Annotated in this window: 17 protein-coding genes and 1 tRNA gene; 10 read left to right on the top strand and 8 right to left on the bottom strand. The window is 66.2% G+C overall.

Annotation, left to right across the window (positions count from 1 at the left end; translation table 11 throughout):
- Positions 1-137: 137 nt before the first annotated feature.
- Both rpmA and rplU read right to left on the bottom strand, forming a co-directional pair.
- On the bottom strand, positions 138-401 hold the full coding sequence (gene rpmA, locus WJ16_RS02535) for a 50S ribosomal protein L27 (protein ID WP_006476999.1): 264 nt from the start codon (positions 399-401) through the stop codon (positions 138-140).
- 24 nt (positions 402-425) lie between these two features.
- The gene (gene rplU, locus WJ16_RS02530) at positions 426-737 is read right to left on the bottom strand and encodes a 50S ribosomal protein L21 (protein ID WP_006025184.1); all 312 of its coding nucleotides are present in this window, start codon (positions 735-737) and stop codon (positions 426-428) included.
- 210 nt (positions 738-947) lie between these two features.
- Here rplU and WJ16_RS02525 point away from each other — a divergent pair, with 210 nt between their 5' ends.
- The 9 genes from WJ16_RS02525 (at position 948) to WJ16_RS02485 (ending at position 8,859) form a co-directional block, all read left to right on the top strand.
- Positions 948-1,943 carry a polyprenyl synthetase family protein gene (locus tag WJ16_RS02525; protein ID WP_069255698.1) on the top strand — a complete coding sequence of 332 codons (996 nt, stop codon included), beginning with the start codon at positions 948-950 and terminating at the stop codon, positions 1,941-1,943.
- Positions 1,944-2,119: 176 nt separating this feature from the next.
- Positions 2,120-2,196 (top strand) — tRNA-Pro (locus WJ16_RS02520).
- Between the two features lie 142 nt (positions 2,197-2,338).
- A complete protein-coding gene (locus WJ16_RS02515) occupies positions 2,339-3,631 on the top strand; it encodes an HlyC/CorC family transporter (RefSeq protein ID WP_069255697.1) in 1,293 nt (430 codons plus the stop codon).
- A gap of 83 nt (positions 3,632-3,714) precedes the next feature.
- The gene (locus WJ16_RS02510) at positions 3,715-4,992 is read left to right on the top strand and encodes a GspE/PulE family protein (protein WP_069255696.1); all 1,278 of its coding nucleotides are present in this window, start codon (positions 3,715-3,717) and stop codon (positions 4,990-4,992) included.
- Positions 4,989-6,200 carry a type II secretion system F family protein gene (locus tag WJ16_RS02505; RefSeq protein WP_069255695.1) on the top strand — a complete coding sequence of 404 codons (1,212 nt, stop codon included), beginning with the start codon at positions 4,989-4,991 and terminating at the stop codon, positions 6,198-6,200. The genes WJ16_RS02510 and WJ16_RS02505 overlap by 4 nt, the downstream gene beginning before the upstream one ends.
- A gap of 46 nt (positions 6,201-6,246) precedes the next feature.
- Positions 6,247-7,158 carry a prepilin peptidase gene (locus tag WJ16_RS02500; protein WP_069255694.1) on the top strand — a complete coding sequence of 304 codons (912 nt, stop codon included), beginning with the start codon at positions 6,247-6,249 and terminating at the stop codon, positions 7,156-7,158.
- A 1-nt stretch (position 7,159) separates the two neighbouring features.
- On the top strand, positions 7,160-7,768 hold the full coding sequence (coaE, locus tag WJ16_RS02495) for a dephospho-CoA kinase (RefSeq protein WP_069255693.1): 609 nt from the start codon (positions 7,160-7,162) through the stop codon (positions 7,766-7,768).
- A 109-nt stretch (positions 7,769-7,877) separates the two neighbouring features.
- Positions 7,878-8,633 carry a cell division protein ZapD gene (gene zapD, locus WJ16_RS02490; RefSeq protein WP_069255692.1) on the top strand — a complete coding sequence of 252 codons (756 nt, stop codon included), beginning with the start codon at positions 7,878-7,880 and terminating at the stop codon, positions 8,631-8,633.
- Positions 8,634-8,658: 25 nt separating this feature from the next.
- Complete coding sequence (locus WJ16_RS02485) at positions 8,659-8,859, top strand: DNA gyrase inhibitor YacG (RefSeq protein WP_069255691.1); 201 nt, start codon at positions 8,659-8,661, stop codon at positions 8,857-8,859.
- A 60-nt stretch (positions 8,860-8,919) separates the two neighbouring features.
- Here the strand turns inward: WJ16_RS02485 and WJ16_RS02480 are convergent, their stop codons facing one another.
- The 4 genes from WJ16_RS02480 to secA all read right to left on the bottom strand — a co-directional run bounded on the left by WJ16_RS02480 (position 8,920) and on the right by secA (position 14,448).
- Positions 8,920-9,378 carry an NUDIX domain-containing protein gene (locus WJ16_RS02480; protein ID WP_069255690.1) on the bottom strand — a complete coding sequence of 153 codons (459 nt, stop codon included), beginning with the start codon at positions 9,376-9,378 and terminating at the stop codon, positions 8,920-8,922.
- A complete protein-coding gene (locus tag WJ16_RS02475; RefSeq protein WP_069255689.1) occupies positions 9,375-10,244 on the bottom strand; it encodes an ATP-binding protein in 870 nt (289 codons plus the stop codon). The genes WJ16_RS02480 and WJ16_RS02475 overlap by 4 nt, the downstream gene beginning before the upstream one ends.
- Positions 10,245-10,263: 19 nt before the next feature.
- A complete protein-coding gene (gene argJ / locus WJ16_RS02470; protein WP_069255688.1) occupies positions 10,264-11,505 on the bottom strand; it encodes a bifunctional glutamate N-acetyltransferase/amino-acid acetyltransferase ArgJ in 1,242 nt (413 codons plus the stop codon).
- Positions 11,506-11,649: 144 nt separating this feature from the next.
- Complete coding sequence (gene secA, locus WJ16_RS02465) at positions 11,650-14,448, bottom strand: preprotein translocase subunit SecA (RefSeq protein WP_069255687.1); 2,799 nt, start codon at positions 14,446-14,448, stop codon at positions 11,650-11,652.
- A 255-nt stretch (positions 14,449-14,703) separates the two neighbouring features.
- On the opposite strand from secA, the gene WJ16_RS02460 reads away from it, so the two are divergent.
- On the top strand, positions 14,704-15,180 hold the full coding sequence (locus WJ16_RS02460) for a DciA family protein (protein WP_069255686.1): 477 nt from the start codon (positions 14,704-14,706) through the stop codon (positions 15,178-15,180).
- An 80-nt stretch (positions 15,181-15,260) separates the two neighbouring features.
- Here the strand turns inward: WJ16_RS02460 and lpxC are convergent, their stop codons facing one another.
- Positions 15,261-16,178 (bottom strand): UDP-3-O-acyl-N-acetylglucosamine deacetylase, encoded by a 918-nt coding sequence (gene lpxC, locus WJ16_RS02455; RefSeq protein WP_069255685.1) that lies wholly within the window; start codon positions 16,176-16,178, stop codon positions 15,261-15,263.
- A 240-nt stretch (positions 16,179-16,418) separates the two neighbouring features.
- Positions 16,419-16,925, bottom strand: coding sequence for a peroxiredoxin (locus WJ16_RS02445; protein WP_011544504.1), 507 nt, complete (start codon positions 16,923-16,925; stop codon positions 16,419-16,421).
- Between the last annotated feature and the right edge of the window lie 165 nt (positions 16,926-17,090).

Below are 17,090 nucleotides of genomic sequence, written 5' to 3'. Positions count from 1 at the left end.
GAACAATCTGCCGATCGGCCGATCGTACGCCGGTTGCGCGAGGGTCGCCGATGCGCATGTACGCCCGGCGACCCAATAAAAAAGGCCCCGCGAAGACTGCGGGGCCTTTCGGCTACGAAGCCCGTAGGTGCCTGAACTTAGGCAGCCGCCGGGACGACGATGACCAGATGCTTCTTGTCCGCGCCCTTCGTCGCGAACTTGACGTGACCGTCGACCAGCGCGAACAGGGTGTGATCCTTGCCCATGCCGACGTTCTCGCCTGCGTGCATGCGCGTACCGCGCTGACGCACGATGATGCCGCCGGCATTGATTGCCTGGCCGCCGTACACTTTCACGCCGAGACGTTTCGACTCGGAGTCGCGGCCGTTCCGGGAAGAGCCGCCTGCCTTTTTGTGTGCCATCTGATTGCTCCTTTACCGAGGCGCTTACGCGTTGATCGCGTCGATGCGCAGCTCAGTGTAGTTCTGGCGGTGGCCGCCGTGCTTTTGGTAGTGCTTCCGGCGACGCATCTTGAAGATGGTGACCTTGGCATGACGACCGTGCGACACAACGGTGGCCTTGACGGAAGCCCCACTGACCAGCGGCGTACCGAACTTAATCGATTCGCCTTCGCCCACTGCGAGAACCTGGTCGAGCGTGATTTCAGCGTCAATGTCAGCCGGTATCTGTTCTACTTTGAGTTTTTCGCCAACGGCAACCTTGTACTGCTTGCCGCCGGTTTTTATGACCGCGTACATTGAGAACCTCACTCTGGATCCAATTTTTCCGCACACCACGCGCGGAAAACACGTGATTATACATGGGGTTAGCACCCAAGTCAAAACCGATCGACGATTGCCGCGCGCGGGCCTCGGCCGAACGGCCAAATTCGCAGCCGCGGCACGCGTGACAGACCGGGATATCGCGGATTCGACTTATAATCCGCGGCATCACCCAATTCCATCATCATGTCGTCGTCCACCGCCTCCCCCACCCTCAGCGCCGCCCATCTGCTCGCTCCGATCACCAGTGACATGGAGCAGGTGAATCGCGTTATCCGGCAAAGCCTCGCGTCCGACGTGCTGCTGATCAACCAGATCGCCGAGTACATCATCGGTGCGGGCGGCAAGCGGCTGCGTCCGGCGTTGCTGCTGCTCGTCGCCGGCGCGCTCGGCGAGACGTCGCACCAGCGGCACGTGCTGGCGGCCGTCGTCGAGTTCATCCACACGGCCACGCTGCTGCACGACGACGTCGTCGACGAATCCGAGCTGCGCCGCGGCCGCCAGACCGCCAATGCGCTGTTCGGCAACGCGGCGAGCGTGCTGGTAGGCGACTACCTCTATTCGCGTTCGTTCGAGATGATGGTCGGCGTGGGCAAGATGCGCGTGATGGAGATCCTGTCCGAAGCGACGACCATCATTTCCGAAGGCGAGGTGCTGCAGCTCCTGAACATGCATGACGCGGACGTCGACGAAACGCGCTACATGCAGGTGATCCGCTACAAGACGGCCAAGCTGTTCGAGGCGTCCGCCCGCCTGGGCGCGGTACTCGCGGGCGCCGATGCGCCGACCGAAGCCGCCGCCGCCGAATACGGCCGCCGGATCGGCACCGCATTCCAGATCATGGACGACTGGCTCGACTACGCAGGCACCGCCGAGGCGATGGGCAAGAACGCCGGCGACGACCTTCGCGAAGGCAAGCCGACGCTGCCGCTCATCCATCTGATCGAACGCGGCACGCCCGAACAGTCGGCGCTGGCGCGCGAGGCGATCGAACAGGGCGGCACCGATCGCTTCGACACGATTTTCGAAGCAATCACGCGCTCGGGCGCACTGGATCACACGCTCGAATGCGCACGCCAGGAAGCACAGGCGGCCGCAGCGGCGATCGCCGCGTTCCCCGATTCGACGTACAAGGAAAGCCTGCTCGGGTTGTGCTCGTACTCGACGTCGCGGCAGTCTTGATTGCATCGCGTCGTCGCGATGGTTGCGACGACATACGTTCGATACGGGAAAATCGCCCGTCTCGAAAAATTTCTTCTCCAAGGCCTTCCCTTTTTGAAGAAACGTCGTTATAGTTATGTTCTTGCTCGACGACGCAGCGGTCTTGAAGAAGACTGCACAATCGGAAGAGTCCAAATCGGGGTGTAGCTTAGCCTGGTAGAGCGCTACGTTCGGGACGTAGAGGCCGGAGGTTCGAATCCTCTCACCCCGACCAGATTTGTAAAAAACCGTGCACGATGTGCACGGTTTTTTTTTGCCCGGCCGCCGTGGGCCCCGTCGTATCGTGCACGACACATCGCGGCCGCCGGCCTCTGCTATATTCCCTCCATTCCTGTCCTTCACTGCCCTTCCAACGCGTGGACCAAATTCCCTTATGGGCGCAAATCGGCGCCGTCTTTCTGCTTCTCCTCTGTTCCAGCTTCTTTTCCATTTCCGAGACCGCGATGATGGCGCTCAACCGCCATCGACTGAAGCATCTCGCGAGCCAGGGCGCGCTCGGCGCCAAGACCACGCAGGGGCTGCTGACGCGCACCGACCTGCTGCTCAGCGTGATCCTGATCGGCAACAACCTGTTCAACACGATCATCCCGGTCCTGACGACATCGCTCGCGCTCCATACGTTCGGCCGCAATAATCTTGCACTGTCGATCGCGACCGGCATCGTCGCGTTCCTGATCATCGTGTTCGCCGAAATCGCGCCGAAGATCGTCGGTGCGACGTTCCCCGAGCGCATCGCGCTGCCCGCGAGCCTCGTGATCGCGCCGCTGATGCGGGTGTTCAAGCCGATCGTCTGGTTCGTCAACGCGCTCGCGAACGGCGTGCTGTGGGTGCTGCGCATCAACACGAAGAAGGGTCGCGACCAGCGCATGTCGGCCGACGAGCTGAGGGCGATCGTGCTCGAATCGAGCAGTTTCATGCCGACCAAGCACCGCAGCATCCTGCTCAACCTGTTCGACCTCGAGAACATCACGGTCGACGACGTGATGGTGCCGCGCCGCCAGATCGAGTCGCTCAACTTCTACGCGCCGCTGGACGACATCCTGCACCAGCTCGAAACCTGTTATCACAACCGGCTCGTCGTCTACGAAGGCGACATCGACAAGGTGCTCGGCGTGCTGCATGTCCGCAAGACGCTGACCGCGCTGCACAACCAGGAGTTCGACCGCGAGACGCTGCGCGCACTGCTCGCCGAGCCGTACTACGTGCCGTCCGGCACACCGGTCGTCCAGCAGCTTCAGTTTTTCCAGGAAACGCGGCAGCGGACCGCGCTCGTCGTCAACGAATACGGCGAGCTCGAAGGGCTCGTCACGCCGGAAGACATCATCGAGGAGCTGATCGGCGAATTCACGACGTCGATGCCGCGCAGCGAACGCGCGGGCGGCTGGGACGAGAAAGGCGAATGCATCGTGTCGGCGAGCATGCCGCTGCGCGAACTGAATCGCTGGCTGCACCTGAAGCTGCCGACCGACGGGCCGAAGACGCTGAACGGACTCGTGCTCGAAATCCTCGAGGAAATTCCGGAAGACGACGTGTGCGTGAAGATCGGCGACGTGATGCTCGAGGTGATGCGCAGCGACGATCAGGCCGTGCGCACCGTCAAGCTCTTCAAGCCGCGCGGCTCGCGCACCGCACGCACGGCCACGCGCTAGCCGAACGGCCGACTGCCGGCGCCGCCCGAGACGCGCGACCATCTGTCGGTCACGGTCAACAGGCGGCCCGCGGGCCGGCTCACATGCATTTCCCTCCTCCCGGGGCGCAGGCGCGCACGCAGCCGCTCCCCACCCACTCCGACGCATCGTCCGCCCCCGCCCCGCGTGCGCTCGACGCGGCCCAGCTCGACGATGCGCCCGCCGTGCGGCTGCTGACGGACACACTCCACGCAGCACGCGTGCGCGACGCGTCCGACATCCACATCGAGCCGTTCGAGGCCGGCTGGCGCATCCGGCTGCGCATCGACGGTGTGCTGCACGAACATGTGCGGCCGCCGCTGCACCTGCGCGACGCGCTCGTCACGCGGATCAAGGTGCTCGCGCGCATGGACATCGCCGAGCGGCGGCTCCCGCAGGACGGCAGGCTGCGCATCGCGATCGACGGCGGCACGCGCGGCGACTACCGGGTCAGCTCACTGCCCACGTTGTTCGGCGAAAAGCTCGTGCTGCGGCGCCTCGAAACGCTGCCGCCCGACCTCACGCTCGCTCGCCTCGGCTTCGACGCACGGCAGGCGGCCACGGTGGAGGCCGCGATACGCGCACCGCACGGTCTCGTGCTCGTCACGGGCCCGACCGGCAGCGGCAAGACGCTGTCGCTCTATTGCGCGCTGCAGATGCTCGATCGCGACGCGCACAACGTCTGCACGGTCGAGGACCCCGCCGAGATCCAGCTCGACGGCATCAGCCAGGTCGGTGTCGCCGAAAAGGCGGGGCTCACGTTCGCGACCGCACTGCGCGCGCTGCTGCGGCAGGATCCGGACATCCTCATGGTCGGCGAGATTCGCGATGCGGAGACGGCCGACGTCGCGATCAAGGCCGCGCAGACCGGCCATCTCGTCCTGTCGACGCTGCACACGAACGACGCGCCCGCCGCCGTCGCGCGGCTGCTCGACATCGGCGTCGCCCCGTACAACCTCGCGGCCGCGCTGCACCTCGTCACCGCACAGCGCCTCGTCCGGCGGCTGTGCACCGCGTGCCGCGCGCCCTCGGACGCACCCGAACCCGTCCTGCGCGAAGCCGGCTGCGACCCGGCGGCCCTCGCGGCCGGATGGCGGCCGTTCGTCGCGCGAGGCTGTTCAGCCTGCCACGGCATCGGCTATCGCGGCCGTATCGGCCTGCATCAGACGATGCCGGTATCGTCCGGGCTGGCGGAACGCATCGTCGCACGGGCGAGCGTCGGCGAACTCGCGCAATGCGCGGCGGCCGAAGGCGTGCGCAGTCTGCGCGACGCCGCACTCGCGCGCGTCCACGACGGCACGACGAGCATCGCGGAAGCCCTCGCCGCGACACCAGCAGCATGAGTATGCGCACACCGCCGCGCGAAACCCGCTTCGCGTGGCGCGGCCGTCGTCGCGACGGCGTGGCGCGCCGGGGAATCGTCATCGCGTTCGACGCCGCGAGCGCACGCTCGGCACTCGCGCGCGACGGCGTCGCGGTGCTGTCGCTCGACGTCCGCGGGCCGGCCCGGCCACCGACGGCCGGTGCGCGCGACGTCACGCGCTTTACGCGCCAGCTCGCGAGCCTGCTGCAAGCCGGGTTGCCGCTCGCACCGTCGCTCGAGATGCTCGCACGTACGCGGCCATACGACGGCCTGCCGCGCATCGCCGCGGGGCTCGCCCGCGAGATCGTCGGCGGCCGGCGCTTCGCCGATGCGCTCGCGCGCTATCCGGCGCAGTTCGGCACGCTGTATCGGCAACTGATCGAGGTCGGCGAGGCGTCCGGCTCGCTCGGCGTCGTGCTGACACGGGTCGCGGAACATCGCGAGCGCGCCGACGCGCAATGGCGCAAACTGCGTGCCGCGCTCGCGTACCCGGCAGCAGTGATCCTGTTCGGACTCGCGATCTCGGCCGCGCTGATGGTGTGGGTCGTACCGACGTTCCGCCAGATCTTCGACGGTTTCGGCGCCGCACTGCCGGCGCCGACCCGCGCGCTGCTCGCATTGTCCTCCGTGCTGTCCGCATGGGGCGGCGTGCTCGTTGCCGGTACGGTGGCAGCCGGGCTGGCCGCCCATCGCGCGCTGCGGCGCTCGGCCCCGCTGCGCCATGCCGTCGCCCGGCACCTGCTGCGTGCGCCGCTCGCAGGTAACGCGCTGACGCGGTTCGCGACTGCACGCTGGTGCCGCTCGCTTGCGACCCTGCTCGGCGCGGGCGTACCGCTCGCCGATGCGTTCGCCACGCTCGAGCGCACGGCCGGCCATCCGGTGTTCGAGCGCGCCACCGCGCACATCGCGGCCCGCGTGCTGCACGGCGCGCGTCTCGCCGACGCGATGCAGGCGGCCGGCTGCTTTCCGGACGACGTCGTGCAGCCGATCGCCGTCGCCGAGGAAACTGGTGCGCTCGATACGATGCTCGCCGACATCGCCGCGCTGTGCGAACGCCAGCTCGACGCGCGTCTCGATGCGCTCGCCGCGCTCGGCGAACCGCTGATCGTGATCGTGCTGGGCGCACTCGTCGGCGGCCTCGTGATTGCGATGTACTTGCCCATCCTTCAGCTCGGCAACGTGGTGTAGCATCGCAACCGATTCTGTCGCCTTTTTAGTCCGAACCGTGAGCCTCATGACGCCAGCGCCCCTGTCCGCCGTTACCGATTCGTCCGAGAGCACGCTGCTCGCGCTGACGATGCTGCCGCCTGCGCTGCAGTATGCGTTCGCGGTCGTCATCGGCCTTTGCGTCGGCAGCTTCCTGAACGTGGTCGTGCACCGGCTGCCCGTGATGATGCAGCGCGCGTGGCAGGCCGAGATCGACGAGGCGACCGGCAACGCGAGCGCGCCCCCCGACGACGGCTATCCGCCGCGCTACGATCTGTGGCACCCGCGCAGCGCCTGTCCGCACTGCGGCCACGTGCTGCGAGCATGGGAAAACATCCCGCTCGTCAGCTACCTGATGCAGCGTGGCCGCTGCCGCCGCTGCGGCCACGCGATCAGCATCCGCTACCCGCTCGTCGAGCTCGTGTGCGCACTGCTCGCCGCCGGCTCGCTCGCGGCATTCGGGCCGACCGTCGCCGCGCTTGCCGCGTTCGCGCTGTGCGCCGCGCTGCTCGCGATGAGCGCGATCGACATCCGGACGGGCTACCTGCCCGACTCGATGACGCTGCCGCTCCTCTGGGCGGGGCTCGCGCTGAACCTCGGCGGCACGTTCACGTCGCTGCGCTCGGCCGTGATCGGCGCGATGGCCGGCTATCTGTTCCTGTGGTCGATCTACTGGCTGTTCAAATGGCTGCGCGGCATCGAGGGCATCGGTTTCGGCGACCTGAAGCTGCTCGCCGCGCTCGGCGCATGGATGGGCTGGGCCGCATTGCCGCAGGTCGTGCTGTTCGCCGCGGTGACGGGGGCGATCGTCGGGCTCGTTGCGACCTGGCGCGGCCGCATGCGCTTCGAGGAGCCGATTCCGTTCGGCCCGTTCCTCGCGGCAGGCGGCGCCGCGACACTGTTTTTCGGCACCCCTTTCTATACGGCGCTCGGAGGCTGACATGTTCGCAATCGGACTCACGGGCGGCATCGGCAGCGGCAAGACGACCGTCGCCGATCTGTTCGCCGCCCGCGGCGCGTCGCTGGTCGATACCGACCTGATCGCCCATCGCATCACCGCACCGGGCGGGCTTGCGATGCCCGCGATCGAACAGGCATTCGGCCCCGCGTTCGTTGCCGCCGACGGCTCGCTCGACCGCTCGGCGATGCGTGCACTGATTTTCAGCGACGACGCCGCGCGCCGGCGCCTCGAAGCGATCACGCACCCGCTGATCCGCACGGAGACCGATCGCGAAGCGCGCGAAGCACAGGGCCCGTACGTGATGTTCGTCGTGCCGTTGCTCGTCGAATCCGGCAACTGGAAGGCGCGCAGCGATCGCGTGCTCGTCGTCGATTGCCCGGTCGAAACGCAGATTGCGCGCGTGATGCGACGCAACGGCTTCACGCGCGAGCAGGTCGAAGCGATCATTGCAAAGCAGGCGACGCGCGAGGCCCGTCTCGCGGCGGCCGACGACGTGATCGTCAACGACGCGACGACGCCCTCCGCGCTCGCCGCGCAGGTCGATGCACTGCACCAACGCTATCTCGGGTTTGCAGCCGCCGCGCGCTGAGCGTCGCGCCCGATCGTGATGGTGTACGAAATTGGCGCGTTGCTAGGGTAGAGAGTGAGCATTAGAATGTCCTGCATTGTTTCCATCCCTACCCAAGAGGCGAGCGCGCTTGATTCTTTACGAGTATCCGTTCAACGAGCGAATTCGCACGCTGTTGCGCCTCGAAGATCTCTTCGAGCGCTTCGCGTTCTTTTTGGCTCAGGAGGACCCGCGTGAACATCACGTCGCGCTGACGACGCTGTTCGAAATCGCCGAGGTAACGGGCCGCGCGGACCTGAAATCGGATCTGATGAAGGAGCTCGAACGTCAACGCCAGACGCTCGCCCCTTTTCGCGGCAATCCGGGCATCGAGCAGAACGCGCTCGAAGCCGTGCTCGGCGAAATCGAGCAGACGCTCGCGAATCTCGCGCAGATGCAGGGCAAGACCGGCCAGCACCTCGTCGACAACGAGTGGCTCGCCAGCATCCGCAGCCGTGCGGTGATTCCCGGCGGCACGTGCAAGTTCGACCTGCCGTCTTACTATGCATGGCAACAATGGCCGGCCGAGCAGCGCCGCCAGGACATCACGAAGTGGATCCTGCCGATGCTGCCGCTGCGCGACGCCGCGACGATCGTCCTGCGGCTCGCACGCGAATCGGGTCAGGCGTCGAAGGTCATGGCGATGCAGGGCAGCTACCAGCAGATGCTGTCCGGCCGCACCTACCAGTTGATGCAGGTGCGCGTGCCGCCGGAGCTGCGCGTCATCCCCGAGGCGAGCGCCAACAAATACATGCTGTGGGTACGGTTCACCATGCAGGACGGCGACGTGCGGCCGCGCGCGGTGGACATCGACGTGCCGTTCCATCTGACACTGTGCAATCTGTAACGGCCGCGCGCCGGATCGCTTTCGTATGACTACCGTTGTGAAATGCCCGTCGTGCGGCGCTCAAGTGCGCTGGACGCCCGAAAATCAGTTTCGTCCGTTCTGCTCGGCCCGCTGCAAGCAGCTCGACCTCGGCGCATGGGCCGCGGAAAAGTACCGGATCGGTGGGTCGTCCGACGAGGGCCCGTCGTCGGAAGAAGACGGCACGGACGACCGCCGCGACAGCTGAGCGGCGCGCAGCCCCGCCCGCCGGCGATATGGCCCGCCTTTGCGGCGCGCCAGCGTCGCGTCAGTTCGACGCGGCTTCCTTCTCGAGCAGTTCGAGCACCGGCAGCGCGGCCGGCAGCAGCGGCGCGACGGCCACCGGCAACTGCTGCCACACGAACGCCTGCCCTTCCTTGCTGTGCGGCTCGCCCGTCCAGCCGGTCACCTTGCAGAAATAAAGCCGCACGTATGCGTGCGGATAATCGTGCTCGAGCGTGTGCCAGCGATGGCTGGCCGTGACTTCGATGCCGAGTTCCTCGTGCAGTTCGCGCGCCAGCGCGTCCTCGACGCTTTCGCCGGCCTCCAGCTTGCCGCCCGGAAACTCCCAGTAGCCTTCATACGGCTTGCCCTGCAACCGCTGCGCGAGCAGGTAGCGGCAGCGGCCGACCGTGCCGTCCTCCTGCACCATCACGCCGACCGCGACTTCCGTCACCTTTCGGCCATCGGGCGCGCGCACGGCGCCTTGTGCGAGATCTGCGCTCATGCCTGCTCCTTGCGTCCCGACCAGTCGCGCGCAAACTGCCACGCGACGCGCCCCGACCGCGATCCGCGCTCGAGCGCCCACACGAGCGCGTCGCCGCGTGCGGACTCGATCTCCGCATCCGGGCAGCCGAAATGGCGCAGCCAGTGCCCGACGATGTCGAGGTAGTCGTCCTGCTTGAACGGATAGAAGCTGACCCACAGGCCGAAGCGCTCCGACAGCGAGATCTTTTCCTCGACGACTTCGCCGGGGTGAATCTCGCCATCCGGGAGATGCTTGTACGACTCGTTGTCGCTCATGTACTCGGGCAGCAGATGGCGGCGATTCGACGTCGCGTAGATCAGCACGTTGTCCGACTGCGCGGCAATCGAGCCGTCGAGCGCGACCTTCAGCGCCTTGTAGCCCGACTCGCCGTCCTCGAACGACAGGTCGTCGCAGAACACGATGAAGCGCTCGGGACGCTGCGAGATCAGGTCGACGATGTCGCCGAGATCGTGCAGGTCGTCCTTGTCGACTTCGATCAGGCGCAGCCCGTCCTTCGCATAGGCGTTCAGGCATGCCTTGATCAGCGACGACTTGCCGGTGCCGCGCGCACCGGTCAGCAGCACGTTGTTGGCCGGTTTGCACTGGACGAACTGCCGCGTGTTCTGGTCGATCAACGCTTTCTGGCGATCGATGTTGTGCAGGTCGTCGAGCGTGATCGACGACACGGCCGGCACCGGCTGCAGGTAGCCGCGCCCCTGGCGCTTGCGCCAGCGGAATGCGTGAGCGGCATTCCAGTCGACCGCCGCCGCCGCGGGCGGCAGCATCCCTTCGAGACGGCCGAGCAACGCTTCGGCACGCGTCAGAAACTGTTCGAGCTTGTCCATGTCGTTCGAGCGCTCCCGATCAGGAGCGGTAATCCGCGTTGATGCTCACATAGTCGTGCGACAGGTCGCACGTCCAGATGGTGGCCTGCGCATCGCCGCGGCCGAGCAGCACGCGGATCGTGATTTCGCTCTGCTTCATCACGCGCTGGCCGTCCTCTTCCTGGTAGGCCGGGTTGCGGCCGCCCGCCTTCGCGACGAGCACGTCGTCGAGATAGAGGTCGATCTTGTCGACGTCGAGATCCGCGACACCCGCATAGCCGATCGCCGCGAGAATCCGGCCCAGGTTGGGGTCGGATGCGTAGAAGGCCGTCTTCACGAGCGGCGAATGGCCGATCGCATACGCGATCTGCCGGCATTCCGCGACGTTCTTGCCGCCCTCGACCTGCACCGTCATGAACTTCGTCGCGCCTTCGCCATCGCGCACGATCAGTTGCGACAGCACCTGCGCGACTTCCGTCACCGCATCGCGCAGCGCCGCATAGGCCGGCGAATCGGTCGACGTGATCGCGGGCAGCGTGCTCTTGCCCGACGCGATCAGGATGAACGAGTCGTTCGTCGACGTGTCGCCGTCGATCGTGATGCAGTTGAACGAGCGGTCGGCGACTTCCTTCACGAGCGTGTCGAGCACCGGCTGCGCGACGTTCGCGTCGAACGCGAGGAAGCCGAGCATCGTCGCCATGTTAGGCTTGATCATGCCCGCGCCCTTGCTGATGCCCGTCAGCGTGACCGTGTGGCCGTCGATCGTCACCTGGCGCGACGTGGCCTTCGGCAGCGTGTCGGTCGTCATGATCGCCTGCGCGGCGTCGAACCAGTTCGCGGCCTTGCGGTTCGCGAGCGCGGCCGGCAGCCCGGCCTTCAGGCGCTCGATCGGCAGCGGCTCGAGGATCACGCCGGTCGAGAACGGCAGCACCTGCGCGGGCTCGATGCCCGCGAGGCGCGCGAGCTCCGTGCAGGTTTCGCGCGCGTTCACGAGGCCCGGCTCGCCGGTGCCCGCATTCGCATTGCCCGTATTCACGACGAGCGCGCGAATGGCCGCGCCGCCCGCGCGCACCTTCGCCAGATGCTCGCGGCAGACGGTGACCGGCGCCGCGCAGAAACGGTTTTCGGTGAATACGCCCGCGACCGTCGCGCCTTCGTCGACGGAGATGACCAGCACGTCCTTGCGATTCGGCTTGCGGATGTTCGCTTCCGCCCAGCCGAGCGTGACGCCGGCGACGGGATGCAGTTGGGCGGGATCGATCGACGGAAAATTGACAGCCATGGGGCACACCTGCCGGATGGAAAATGCCGGCATAGGCCGGCATCGATTGGAAGAACCGGCGGCCGCACGCGCGGGCCGCCACAACTCACATCACTGATTCGAAGCTGCGAACGAAGCGGCGCGCACGATGCGCGCCGCCGTCGATCATGACAGCTTCCCGTGACATTGCTTGTACTTCTTGCCGCTGCCGCACGGGCACGGATCGTTGCGGCCGACCTTCGGCATTTCGCCGCCGGGGCCGCTGTGCGTCATCGCGCTGCCGACCATGTCGGCCGTCGCCGTAGCCGCCGCGGCAGTTGCGACGTTCGCCACCGGTGCGCCGGCTTCCGCGTAATCGGCGTGCTGATATTCGACGTTCTCGAGATGACCGCCGCGTTCCTCGATCTGCTCGGCCGCTTCCTCGAGCTGCTCCGGCGACTGGATCTGCACGTTCATCACGATGCGCGTGACTTCCTGCTTGATCGCGTCGAGCATCGCGGCGAACAGTTCGAACGCTTCGCGCTTGTATTCCTGCTTCGGATTCTTCTGCGCATAGCCGCGCAGATGGATGCCCTGACGCAGGTGGTCGAGCGCCGCGAGGTGCTCGCGCCACAGGCGGTCGACCGTCTGCAGCATCACCGAGCGCTCGAACGCGCTGAACGATTCGCGGCCGACCATCGCGACCTTCGCCTCGTACTGCTCGTCGGCGGCCGTCATCACGGCGTCGAGAATCTCCTCGGCCGTGATCGACGACGACTCGTTCACCATTTCCTGGATCGCGAGGTCGAGCTGCCAGTCGTTGCGCAGTGCTTCCTCGAGTTCGGGCACGTCCCACTGCTCTTCGATGCTGCCTTCCGGCACGAACTGGCGGACGACTTCGGTAATCACGCCATGACGCATCGCGGTGATCGTCTCGGTGATGTCGTGCGCTTCGAGCAGCTCGTTACGCTGCTGGTAGATCACCTTGCGCTGGTCGTTCGACACGTCGTCGTATTCGAGCAGCTGCTTGCGGATGTCGAAGTTGCGCGCTTCGACCTTGCGCTGCGCGGATTCGATCGAGCGCGTGACGATGCCGGCCTCGATCGCCTCGCCTTCCGGCATCTTCAGGCGGTCCATGATCGATCGCACGCGATCGCCCGCGAAGATGCGCAGCAGCGGATCGTCGAGCGACAGGTAGAAACGCGACGAGCCCGGATCGCCCTGACGGCCCGCACGGCCGCGCAGCTGGTTGTCGATCCGGCGCGACTCGTGGCGCTCGGTGCCGATGATGTGCAGGCCGCCCGCAGCCTTCACCTGCTCGTGCAGCGTTTCCCACTCGTCGTGCAGCTTCTGGATGCGGCGCGCCTTTTCGTCGGCCGGAATCGCGTCGTCGGCTTCGATGAACGCCGCCTGCTTCTCGGCGTTGCCGCCGAGCACGATGTCGGTACCGCGGCCGGCCATGTTGGTCGCGATCGTGATGCGGTTCGGACGGCCGGCCTCGGCGACGATCGCCGCTTCGCGCTCGTGCTGCTTCGCGTTCAGCACCTCGTGCGGCAGCCCGGCCTGCTTCAGCAGGTGCGACAGCAGCTCCGAGTTCTCGATCGACGTCGTGCCGACCAGCACCGGCTGGCCGCGCTCGTGGCAGTCGCGGATGTCGCGGATCACCGCGTCGTAGCGCTCCTTGGCCGTCTTGTAGATCTGGTCCTGCTTGTCGATCCGCTTCGGCGGACGGTTGGTCGGGATCACGACCGTCTCGAGACCGTAGATCTCGTTGAATTCGTACGCTTCGGTGTCTGCCGTACCGGTCATGCCGGCCAGCTTCGCGTACATCCGGAAGTAGTTCTGGAACGTGATCGACGCGAGCGTCTGGTTCTCGCTCTGGATCTTCACGTGCTCCTTCGCCTCGACCGCCTGGTGCAGACCGTCGGACCAGCGGCGACCGGCCATCAGGCGACCCGTGAATTCGTCGACGATCACCACTTCGCCGTTCTGCACGACGTAGTGCTGATCCTTGTGGAACAGCGTGTGCGCGCGCAGCGCCGCGTACACGTGGTGCATCAGCGTGATGTTCTGCGGTGCGTACAGGCTCTCGCCCTCGCCGATCAGGCCCCATTCGGCGAGCAGGCGCTCGGCCTTCTCGTGGCCCGATTCCGTCAGGAACACCTGGCGCGCCTTCTCGTCGAGCGTGTAGTCGCCCGGCTTCTCGACGCCCGTGCCGTCGGCCTTCTCTTCGCCGATCTGGCGCTCGAGCAGCGGCGGCAGTGCGTTCATTCGCACGTACAGCTCGGTGTGATCCTCGGCCTGACCCGAAATGATCAGCGGCGTACGCGCCTCGTCGATCAGGATCGAGTCCACTTCGTCGACGACCGCGAAGTTCAGGGCCCGCTGCACGCGCGCGTCGGTCTCGTAGACCATGTTGTCGCGCAGGTAGTCGAAGCCGAATTCGTTGTTCGTGCCGTACGTGATGTCCGCTGCGTAAGCCTGCTGCTTCTGGTCGTGCTCCATGCCGGACAGGTTGATGCCGACCGACAGACCGAGGAAGTTGTAGAGGCGCGCCATCCATTCGGCGTCACGCTGTGCGAGGTAGTCGTTGACGGTCACCACGTGCACGCCGCGGCCTGCGAGCGCATTCAGGTAGACCGGCAGCGTCGCGACGAGCGTCTTGCCCTCGCCGGTGCGCATTTCCGCGATCTTGCCGTAGTGAAGCACCATGCCGCCGATCATCTGCACGTCGAAGTGCCGCATCTTCAGCACGCGGCGGCTCGCCTCGCGGCAGACCGCGAACGCCTCGGGCAGCAGCTTGTCGAGCGACTCGCCGGCCGCGACCCGCTGGCGGAATTCGTCCGTCTTGGCGCGCAACTGGTCGTCCGTCAGCTTTTCGATCTGCGTTTCGAGCGCATTGATCGTCGCGACGGTCTTTTGGTATTGCTTGACGAGCCGCTGGTTGCGGCTGCCAAAAATTTTCTGGAGAAAACCGGTTGTCATCGGATCGGATCCTGCGTCGCAGCACCGGCGCCCGGCGCGTGTCGCGCGCCCCGGCGCCGAGCCTCGGCGGCTTAGCGAATTAGTGGACTCAAACGTCGAATTTTAGCACGCGGGAACGCGTCCGCCCGTGTCTCGGCCGGACGGACGCCGCGCGCCGACGGCGGGGCCGACAGGGCGAAAGCCGCCCGTGCGCAGGCTCGCGCGGGTACAATCGGCATCAACGTCCGCGCGCGTGCGCGCCCGAAGAATGTCTCGATGAACCGATTTTCCAAGCGTTTCGGCCCGCTCGCCGCCTATCGCCCGCAACCCGTGTCCGAAGTGCTCGGTCGTACCGACGCTTTCGCGGCGCTGCGCGCCGGCGTCGAGCAGATCGCGTCGCTGCAGCGCGACCTTGCCGCGCTCCTGCCCGACTATCTGGCGAACCACGTCGAGCCCGGCTTCGTGAAGGACGGCACCCTGACCCTCTTTGCCGCGCACAACGCACTGGCCGCACGGCTGCGGCAAGTCGAACCGCGGCTGCTCGCCGATCTGCAAAAGCGCGGCTGGCCGGTCTCGACGCTGCGCGTGCGCGTGCGTCCGAAGGATGCGCCGGAGCCACCGCACGTGAAGCAGGCACGGATGACCTCGGTCGGCGCGGCCGCCTTGCGCGACCTGGCCGATCATCTCGAGCCGTCGCCGCTGCAGGCCGCGCTCGCGCGGATGGCGGCCCGGCATGGCGCGAAGCCGCGCTGACGGCCCGCGCCGCCGACAGCGCCCGGTCAATAAAAAAGCAGCCCGAAGGCTGCTTTTTTATTGACTGCACGGAACGCGGGTCACGCGAAGGCCGTCTGCATGTCGAACGCGAAGCCCTTCGGCGCGGCCTGCGGATCGTCGAACGTAACGATCTCGTACGCGTCTTCGTGCGCGAGCAGTTCGCGCAGCAGCGCGTTGTTCAACCCGTGGCCCGACTTGTACGCCGTGTACGACGCGAGCAGCGGATGACCGATCACGTACAGATCGCCGATCGCGTCGAGCATCTTGTGCTTCACGAATTCGTCGTCGTAGCGCAGCCCGTCGTTGTTCAAGATGCGGTACTCGTCGAGCACGATCGCGTTTTCCATGCTGCCGCCGCGGGCGAGGCCCATCTCGCGCAGCATCTCGGCCTCGTGTGCAAAGCCGAACGTGCGCGCACGCGCGATCTCGCGCACGTACGAGGTATTCGCGAAATCGACCTCGAGCTCCTGGCCGGTCTTGTCGACGGCCGGGTGACGGAAGTCGATCGAGAATTTCAGCTTGAAACCGAAGTACGGATCGAGACGCGCGAACTTGTCGCCGTCGCGGATTTCGACCGTCTTCTTCACCTTCACGAAGCGCTTCGGCGCGTTCTGCTCCTCGATCCCGGCGGACTGGATCAGGAACACGAAGGTCGCCGCGCTGCCGTCCATGATCGGGATTTCCTCGGCCGTCACGTCGACGTAGAGGTTGTCGATGCCGAGGCCGGCACACGCCGACATCAGGTGCTCGACGGTCGACACGCGCACGCCGTCCTTCTGCAGCACCGACGCGAGCCGCGTGTCGCCGATCGACGTCGCCGCGGCCGGAATGTCGACGGGCGTGGGAAGGTCGACGCGCGTGAAGACGATGCCCGTACCCGGCGCGGCAGGACGGAGCGTCAGCTCGATCTTGCGGCCCGAGTGGACACCGATACCGACGGTCTTCACGATGGACTTGATGGTGCGCTGCTTCAGCATGATGTTCTTCGTCTTGATTGAAGATATCAATCAGGAGTTATATTCGATAGGGGAGATTATAGCGTAATTCCCTATTCAACGTCGTTCGATACTGCGTATCAATCTGTTTCGACTGTTTACCCGCGCCGATACGGGACGGGCCGATGCCCGGAACGGAGGCGTTTCCGGTCATCAGCCCGTGTTACAACTGCCCTGAGGCCGGTGAGCAGCGTTGCCGGAAGGCAACGGCGCACCGCACGATCAGGACGTCAACGTCGCGAGAACACTCGCCGCATCGCTCACTTCGAATTTGCCCGGCGCCTCGACGGCCAGCGTCTTGACCACACCGCCGTCAATCACCATCGCGTAGCGCAGGGAACGGATTCCCATGCCACGCGCGGACAAATCCTGCGTCAGCCCCAGCGCATGAGTGAAAGCCGCGCTGCCGTCCGCCATCATGCGCACCTTGCCCGCGGTGTGCAGATCACGTCCCCATGCGCCCATCACGAATGCGTCGTTGACGGACACGCACCAGATCTCGTCGATACCCGCCGCGCGCAGTTGCTCGGCGTGTTCGACATAGCCCGGCACATGCTGTGCCGAGCAGGTCGGCGTGAAAGCGCCCGGCAATCCGAAGATCACCACCCGCTTTCCCGCAACCTGATCGCGCACGCTGTAAGCGTTCGGCCCCAGCGTGCACCCTTCGCGCGCGTCGTCGATGAACTCGAACAGTTGCGCGTCGGGCAGCGCGTCGCCCACTTGAATCATGGCTGGTCCCTCATAGCGATACGGTTTTTCAGCGTGTCGCGGACAGCACGTCCCACCCGGCCTCGCTCACGCGAAGAGGGCACGTTTCCCGGCCCGGCGTCGCAGCCGACGCGGCCTGTCGTGGTCCGTAGCATCCGTCACGCCGGCGATACCGCGGCAGTTTCG

This window comes from Burkholderia metallica (assembly GCF_001718555.1).
Lineage (GTDB): Bacteria > Pseudomonadota > Gammaproteobacteria > Burkholderiales > Burkholderiaceae > Burkholderia > Burkholderia metallica.
Note: the sequence above shows the minus strand (reverse complement) of the source record. Positions and strands in the feature narration are given on the sequence as shown.

Bases quoted from the DNA above. Each gene is read 5' to 3' on its own strand.
- rpmA (WP_006476999.1), bottom strand. From the start codon at position 401: ATGGCACACAAAAAGGCAGGCGGCTCTTCCCGGAACGGCCGCGACTCC.
- rplU (WP_006025184.1), bottom strand. From the start codon at position 737: ATGTACGCGGTCATAAAAACCGGCGGCAAGCAGTACAAGGTTGCCGTT.
- WJ16_RS02525 (WP_069255698.1), top strand. From the start codon at position 948: ATGTCGTCGTCCACCGCCTCCCCCACCCTCAGCGCCGCCCATCTGCTC.
- WJ16_RS02510 (WP_069255696.1), top strand. From the start codon at position 3,715: ATGCATTTCCCTCCTCCCGGGGCGCAGGCGCGCACGCAGCCGCTCCCC.
- WJ16_RS02505 (WP_069255695.1), top strand. From the start codon at position 4,989: ATGAGTATGCGCACACCGCCGCGCGAAACCCGCTTCGCGTGGCGCGGC.
- WJ16_RS02500 (WP_069255694.1), top strand. From the start codon at position 6,247: ATGACGCCAGCGCCCCTGTCCGCCGTTACCGATTCGTCCGAGAGCACG.
- coaE (WP_069255693.1), top strand. From the start codon at position 7,160: ATGTTCGCAATCGGACTCACGGGCGGCATCGGCAGCGGCAAGACGACC.
- WJ16_RS02485 (WP_069255691.1), top strand. From the start codon at position 8,659: ATGACTACCGTTGTGAAATGCCCGTCGTGCGGCGCTCAAGTGCGCTGG.
- WJ16_RS02480 (WP_069255690.1), bottom strand. From the start codon at position 9,378: ATGAGCGCAGATCTCGCACAAGGCGCCGTGCGCGCGCCCGATGGCCGA.
- WJ16_RS02475 (WP_069255689.1), bottom strand. From the start codon at position 10,244: ATGGACAAGCTCGAACAGTTTCTGACGCGTGCCGAAGCGTTGCTCGGC.
- argJ (WP_069255688.1), bottom strand. From the start codon at position 11,505: ATGGCTGTCAATTTTCCGTCGATCGATCCCGCCCAACTGCATCCCGTC.
- secA (WP_069255687.1), bottom strand. From the start codon at position 14,448: ATGACAACCGGTTTTCTCCAGAAAATTTTTGGCAGCCGCAACCAGCGG.
- WJ16_RS02460 (WP_069255686.1), top strand. From the start codon at position 14,704: ATGAACCGATTTTCCAAGCGTTTCGGCCCGCTCGCCGCCTATCGCCCG.
- lpxC (WP_069255685.1), bottom strand. From the start codon at position 16,178: ATGCTGAAGCAGCGCACCATCAAGTCCATCGTGAAGACCGTCGGTATC.
- WJ16_RS02445 (WP_011544504.1), bottom strand. From the start codon at position 16,925: ATGATTCAAGTGGGCGACGCGCTGCCCGACGCGCAACTGTTCGAGTTC.